Annotated in this window: 4 protein-coding genes; all 4 read right to left on the bottom strand. The window is 33.2% G+C overall.

Features of this window, described 5'->3' with window-relative positions; genetic code table 11:
* Positions 1-159: 159 nt before the first annotated feature.
* Entirely contained in the window at positions 160-699 is a 540-nt protein-coding gene (locus tag RWO76_RS08735) for a DUF402 domain-containing protein (RefSeq protein WP_020991225.1), read from the bottom strand.
* 101 nt (positions 700-800) lie between these two features.
* Complete coding sequence (gene mutY / locus RWO76_RS08730; protein WP_314355252.1) at positions 801-1,982, bottom strand: A/G-specific adenine glycosylase; 1,182 nt, start codon at positions 1,980-1,982, stop codon at positions 801-803.
* Positions 1,973-2,791, bottom strand: a complete 819-nt coding sequence (gene recX / locus RWO76_RS08725) for a recombination regulator RecX (protein ID WP_314355251.1) — start codon at positions 2,789-2,791, stop codon at positions 1,973-1,975. The genes mutY and recX overlap by 10 nt, the downstream gene beginning before the upstream one ends.
* 168 nt (positions 2,792-2,959) lie before the next feature.
* On the bottom strand, positions 2,960-3,844 hold an 885-nt coding region (locus RWO76_RS08720; RefSeq protein WP_314355250.1), incomplete at its 5' end, for a MucBP domain-containing protein.

Raw genomic sequence — 3,844 nt, 5'->3', positions numbered from 1 at the left:
CGTAATCGCTTCAAATGCGAACGTTCGTTAACAGTGTTTATAATTTACCATAGCTGGAATTGTTTTTCAAGTATTTTTTACAACTTTTTTTATATTTTTACGAAAAAAGTGTTTTGAAGCATTCACTTCAAAACACTCTCTCACTCACACTACCTTGAGTTATTGTTTACGATAGGTTAGTTGACAATAACGTTCATACCATAAGTCAACATACTCTGGTGAAAACGGACCTTTTTTATTATTAATCCAATCGACTAGAATCTCAACATTCGCCTTCAAAATTTGATCAATTTCTTTTGAATAATGCATTTGTCGGCGGTGTTGTTCATATTCGTCGACATCTAATAGTCTCTTTTCACCATCCGGGAATATTTTAATATCTAAATCATAATCAATGTATTTTAACGCTTCTTTATCTAATACATATGGAGAAGCTAGATTACAATAGTAGGATATTCCTTTTTGACGAATCATGGTTACTACATTAAACCAGTAATGCTTATGATAATATAATAATGCTGGTTCTCTTGTTAGCCAACGTCTTCCATCCGCTTCTGTTACTAAAGTATGATCATTACAAGCGATAATTGCTTGGTCACTTGTTTTTAGCACCATACTGTCTCTCCACGTACGATGAAGACTACCATCATGTTTATAACTCTTGACAGTGATGAATTCTCCTTCTCTTGGATTTTGCATCACGAGTCCAACCTTCTATATCGATTTTAGAAAAGCTCCCTTTTCTTTACATTCATTCTCGATTGTAGTATAGCACATTTCATCGCGTGTGTGAATATCTACTATTTATTATTATTTTCTTGTTGTGATACATGCTCCCATAATTTTGTTTGCACTTTCGAAAAGGGCATTTTATAAAACTCTTCTGATTCTACCCATCTTAACTCTCTATCACTTAAACCCTCTATTTCACCATTTGATTGGACTTTGTATTTTGTCATTTCAATTTCCCATTTTTGGTGACTAAAAATATGTTTAACTTCCCCCTTCAATTTTTTTCCTTTTTGAATCTTTAGTTGATAAATCGATTCAAATTGAGTTTCTAACGGGATATTTTTATTTGGATACTCTTCTACTTCTTCTGCTATTTCATCTAATAAACTCAATTGTTTTCTTGTTGGTGTATAATCTCTTATTAATGGAAAATGCCAAAATCCACTTAGCAAATCTGCATACGTATTTTTTTCTAATAAATACTGTCCCTTTTCATTTTGTACTACAAATGCTTGCCACTTCATTGGAACTGGCTTTTTCTTAGGAATCTTTACTGGATATAAATGCATTGTTCCATTTAAATAAGCTGCACTAAATTCTTTCACCGGACTATCCTCAGGATGCGGTGTTACTGGAGACTCAATATCTGACCCTAAATCCATTAATGCTTGGTTAAAATCTCCTGGACGTTCTTTTGAAATAATTTTTTCCGCAACTGCTTGAAACACTTTTCTATTAGATGGATTACCAATATCTAATCCTATTTCAAATAGGCGGCTAATCACTCGCATTAAATTTCCATCTACTGCTGGTTCTGGTAAATTAAACGCAATACTAGCAATCGCACCTGCTGTATACGGTCCAATTCCTTTTAATGTTTGAATTTCTTCCATAGTATTTGGGAATATGCCACTATATTCTTCCATAATTTGCTTGGCAGCTTTTTGCATATTTCTTACTCTTGAATAATACCCTAATCCTTCCCAAACTTTTAACAATTCTTCTTCTTTTGCATTTGCTAAAGATTCAATTGTTGGGAAAGTTTCTAAAAAACGATAATAGTACGGAATTACCGTATCGACTCTTGTTTGTTGAAGCATTATTTCACTTACCCATATATGATACGGATTATTCGCATGTCTCCATGGTAAATCTCTTTTTTCTTTGTCATACCATGCTAGTAATTTTTCTTGAAATGAAGCAATTTTCTCTTCAGACCATATTTTAATTCCATATTTTTCTAAATCCATTCTTCACTCTCCCATTTCAATTTTTCAATCGCTTCATCAATTGCAGAACTGCTGAACCCTTTTTGATATAACTTTCCTTTTAATTGATACCATACTTGCGAATCATCCGTAGCATATTTAGAAAGTAAAGTTCTTAAAATTCTCTCACCTTGTTTCATCACTAACTCTTCTTCATTTTCTTTTTGCTTTTCAAATGTTAATGACGAAATTACCGATTGAACGATATCCAAATCATATCCTCTTTGCATTAAAAATCCATACACCTTTTGTTTCACCGTTTTAACAGGTGCATTTCCTTGTCGATCAACATATTTTTGTGCAATTTCAATCGCCTGTTCTAATTGTACTGCCTCATCAAATTCAGCTAATGCCTTTTGAATAATAGAATCATTGACACCTTTTTTCTTCAATTCAAAGACTACAGCTTTTGGCCCCTTTTTCTGTAATGCAAAATTTTCTCGTACATAACTTTCTGCATAAAACTGATCATTGACAAATCCATGATCCATTAATTGTTGTAGAACTTGGTTAATCACTTCATCGGACACTTCTAACTTTTCAAGCTTCTCATATACTTCTTTTGCTGTTCTCAGTTTAAAATTTAAAAAATGCAACGCTTTTTGATAGGCATTTTGATACTGTGTTTCCTGTTCAATTTCACGGATTGTATCTTGCGTTAATTCGGTTCCTTTTGTTAATCCGAACTTTAATAAAGTATCCTCATCTACTCCAAAGGCAAATTCATTATTAAGATAAATATTAAAACGATTTTGTTTTTTCTTCTGTACTTCAATTTTAGTAATTTGCATGATATCCCCCGCTTTCTATTTCCCAATCTATTGTATCAAAATTTCATCAATTTCGATATGAATACCTACTATTTTCTATACCAAAGGCAAAAAGCCCAAAATTAACGATACGCTAATTTTGAGCTTAATTTGAATCATTTATTCAATTACTGATAAATAGTATTCTAATTACTCTTCATCACGTTTTTTGCCTGGAACTAATAATCCAAGAGATGCAAGAATTGCTGTTGCAGCAGCACCAAAAATTGATACTTCATTTCCTGTACCTGTATTTGGTAATTCTTGTTGTTTAGTTGCTACAGTTCTTCCTGATGCAACTTCTGGATTTACTTTTCCTGGTTTAGCATTTTTAGCTTGCGCACTTGGTGTTGCCGGGTTGTTTGGAGTTAAGTTTTTGTTTTCATCAACTTTCTTATCTTTATCGATTTCTTTAACTTCTTTATAAACATATGTCACTTCTGTAGTCTTACCTGCTTCAACACCACCAGTTTCGTTACCTTTAGTTGACGCTGGTACTAATTCGTATACTTTTCCTTCTGCAATTGTGATACGAGTTGGTTTCATGTCGTTATCAGAAGTATCGTATTTAGCTCCTGGTTTTCCATCTTTTGTATCAACAGCATCCGCTTGAAGTGTGTTTCCAGCTTCATCTACGTAGTGAACTACTACTTGTCCTGCTTTTTCGTATACATAAGTGATTTCTGTAGTACCTTCTACAACAGTACCATTTTCTGGTTTAGAATCATCTTTAAGAGCTTTTTCTGTTAAGTAGTAAACAGTTCCGTCTTTTTCAATTTTCTCTGGTTTATTGTCAGTTGTGTCGTATTTAGCGTTTAGAGAAGCACCTTTAGTATCTTCTTTATCTTCAGCAATTACGTTACCTTCTGTATCAACGTAGTGAACTACTACATCACCAGTTACTTCTTTATAAACGTATGTTACTTCTTTAGTTTCTCCAGCAACAACTTTACCAGTTTCGTCACCTTTAGTTGCTGTTGGTACTAATTCGTATACTTTTCCTTCTGCAGTTGTGATACGAGTTGGTTTCATTCC

This window comes from uncultured Granulicatella sp. (genome assembly GCF_963521425.1).
Classification (GTDB): Bacteria; Bacillota; Bacilli; order Lactobacillales; family Aerococcaceae; genus Granulicatella.
Note: the sequence above shows the minus strand (reverse complement) of the source record. Positions and strands in the feature narration are given on the sequence as shown.

Bases quoted from the DNA above. Each gene is read 5' to 3' on its own strand.
- mutY (WP_314355252.1), bottom strand. From the start codon at position 1,982: ATGGATTTAGAAAAATATGGAATTAAAATATGGTCTGAAGAGAAAATT.
- RWO76_RS08735 (WP_020991225.1), bottom strand. From the start codon at position 699: ATGCAAAATCCAAGAGAAGGAGAATTCATCACTGTCAAGAGTTATAAA.
- recX (WP_314355251.1), bottom strand. From the start codon at position 2,791: ATGCAAATTACTAAAATTGAAGTACAGAAGAAAAAACAAAATCGTTTT.